The organism is Curtobacterium luteum, from assembly GCF_001475545.1.
Lineage (GTDB): Bacteria > Actinomycetota > Actinomycetes > Actinomycetales > Microbacteriaceae > Curtobacterium > Curtobacterium luteum_A.
This window is the reverse complement of sequence record NZ_LDQC01000170.1, coordinates 1-3,015: the sequence shown is the minus strand read 5'-3', so window position 1 is coordinate 3,015 and position 3,015 is coordinate 1. Positions and strand designations below refer to the sequence as shown.

Genomic DNA, 3,015 nt, shown 5'->3' with positions numbered 1-3,015 from the left:
CCCCGACGCCCCGTCCCCGTGCGGCTCATGGACTGGAAAGAGGTCTACGAGCAGCAGGAGTCCGGTGCGCTCAAGCGCCAGGCCGGCCGCTGCATGGACTGCGGCGTGCCGTTCTGCCACCAGGGCTGCCCGCTCGGGAACCTCATCCCGGAGTGGAACGACCTCACCTGGCGCGGCGAGGGCCGGCAGGCGATCGAGCGGCTGCACGCCACCAACAACTTCCCGGAGTTCACGGGTCGGCTCTGCCCGGCCCCGTGTGAGGCGTCGTGCGTGCTCGGCATCAACCAGCCCCCGGTGACGATCAAGCAGGTCGAGGTCTCGATCATCGACGAGGCCTTCCAGAACGGCTGGGTCACGCCGCACCCGCCGGAGCGCCTGACCGGCAAGACCGTCGCCGTCGTCGGTTCCGGCCCGGCCGGGCTGGCCGCCGCGCAGCAGCTCACCCGCGCCGGCCACACGGTCGCGGTGTACGAGCGCGACGACCGGATCGGCGGCCTGCTCCGGTACGGCATCCCGGACTTCAAGATGGAGAAGCGCCAGATCGACGCGCGTCTCGCCCAGATGCAGGCCGAGGGCACCCGTTTCCGCGCGGGTGTCGAGATCGGGCGCGACATCACCTGGGACGACCTGAAGTCCCGCTACGACGCCGTCGTGGTCGCGACCGGAGCGATGGTCCCGCGCGACCTGCCGATCCCGGGTCGTGACCTCGCGGGCGTGCACTACGCGATGGACTACCTCGTCCAGCAGAACAAGACGAACGCCGGCACGACCGTCGACAACCAGACCACGGCGGAAGGCAAGCACGTCGTCGTCATCGGCGGCGGTGACACCGGCGCGGACTGCATCGGCACCGCGCACCGGCAGGGCGCGCTCAGCGTGACGAACCTGGCGATCGGCAAGCAGCCGCCGCTCGAGCGTCCGTCCGAGCAGCCGTGGCCGATGTTCCCGACCGTGTTCGAGGTCACGAGCGCCCACGAGGAGGGTGGCGAGCGGCACTTCCTCGCCTCCACCGTCGAGTTCCTCGGCAACGAGGCCGGCGAGGTCCGTGCCCTCCGCGTCGCGGAGACCGAGTACCTCGACGGACGCCGGGTCCCGAAGGCCGGCACGGAGCGGGAGATCCCCGCCGACCTCGTCCTGATCGCCATGGGCTTCACCGGGCCGGAGACCGACACGATCGAGCCCCAGCTCGGTCTGCCCACCGCCCCGTCCGGCGCGCTCGCCCGTGCGGCCGACTACTCGACCAACGAGCCAGGCGTCTTCGTCGCCGGGGACGCCGGTCGTGGACAGTCCCTCATCGTGTGGGCGATCGCGGAGGGCCGTGCCGCGGCCGCGAAGGTCGACGAGTACCTCGAGGGCTCGACGATCCTGCCGGCACCGGTCAAGGCGACCGACCGGGCGATCACCGTCTGATGCACGAGGCGTGAGCGACTGGCCACCGGCACTCGGTAGGGTGCTGGTGGCCTCGCTTCGTTCCGCGCGGCCCCACAGCGCGGAAACCCAAGCACCATCCACCACCAGAAGGAATCCATTGAGACGCGCAAAGATCGTTTCGACGCTCGGACCGGCAACGTCGGAGTACGAGACCGTCAAGGAGATCATCGAGGCGGGCGTCGACGTCGCCCGACTCAACCTCAGCCACGGTGACTACAGCGTCCACGAGGCCAACTACGAGAACGTCCGTCGCGCCGCCGAGGAGCTCGGCAAGCCGGTCGCGATCCTCGTCGACCTGCAGGGTCCGAAGATCCGCCTCGCGAAGTTCGCCGACGGTCCGCACGAGCTCGCGGTCGGTGACGTGTTCACGATCACGACCGAGGACGTCCCCGGCTCGAAGGAGATCTGCGGGACGACCTTCAAGGGCCTGCCGCAGGACGTCAAGCCCGGCGACCCGCTCCTCATCGACGACGGTCGCGTCCGGCTTCGCGTGCTCGACACCGACGGGGTCCGCGTCCGGACCGAGGTCGTCGTCGCCGGCACCGTGTCGAACAACAAGGGCATCAACCTCCCGGGTGTCGCCGTCAACGTCCCCGCGCTGAGCGAGAAGGACGAGGCCGACCTCCGCTGGGCGATCCGTCAGGGCGCCGACCTCATCGCGCTGTCGTTCGTCCGCAACGCCGCCGACGTGCAGCGCGCCCACGAGATCATGGACGAGGAGGGCAAGCGCCTCCCCGTCATCGCGAAGATCGAGAAGCCGCAGGCCGTCGACGCGCTCGAGGAGATCATCGACGCCTTCGACAGCATCATGGTCGCCCGCGGTGACCTCGGCGTCGAACTGCCCCTCGAGGCCGTCCCGATCGTGCAGAAGCGCGCGGTCGAGCTCGCCCGCCGCATGGCGAAGCCGGTCATCGTCGCGACGCAGATGCTCGAGTCGATGATCTCGTCCCCGATCCCGACGCGCGCGGAGACCTCCGACGTCGCGAACGCCGTGCTCGACGGCGCGGACGCGGTCATGCTCTCGGGTGAGACCAGTGTCGGCGAGTACCCCGTGCAGACGGTCCGCACCATGGCCAGGATCGTGGAGTCCACCGAGGACCACGGCCTCGAGCGCATCGCGCCGCTCGGCACGAAGCCCCGCACGCTCGGTGGTGCGATCACCCTCGCCGCCGTCGAGATCGCAGAGTTCACCGAGGCGTCGTACCTCTGCGTGTTCACCGAGTCCGGCGACTCGGCACGCCGCATGTCGCGCCTGCGCCACGGCCTGCCGATCATCGCGTTCACCCCCAACGAGGCCACGCGTCGCCGCATGGCACTCACCTGGGGCGTCCGTTCGTTCCTCGTCGACCGGAAGACGCACACCGACGAACTGTTCTCGCAGGTCGACGACGTCCTCCTCGAGCACGGCCTCGCCGCCCCCGGCGACCGCGTCGTCGTGACGGCGGGTTCGCCTCCCGGCATCGAGGGCTCGACGAACGACCTCCGCGTGCACCGCGTCGGCGACGCGCACGCCGAGGCCGCACCGGCCTACGTGCGCGACTGACACCGGTCGCGTCCCGACAGGGCGCGGACGGGAGGCACGGT

Annotated in this window: 2 protein-coding genes; both read left to right on the top strand. The window is 70.4% G+C overall.

Features of this window, described 5'->3' with window-relative positions:
• A partial coding sequence (locus NS184_RS16965; protein WP_058727236.1) for a glutamate synthase subunit beta occupies nucleotides 1-1,410 on the top strand: 1,410 nt, incomplete at its 5' end.
• A gap of 118 nt (nucleotides 1,411-1,528) precedes the next feature.
• A complete protein-coding gene (pyk, locus tag NS184_RS16960; RefSeq protein ID WP_058727235.1) occupies nucleotides 1,529-2,974 on the top strand; it encodes a pyruvate kinase in 1,446 nt (481 codons plus the stop codon).
• Nucleotides 2,975-3,015 lie beyond the last annotated feature (41 nt).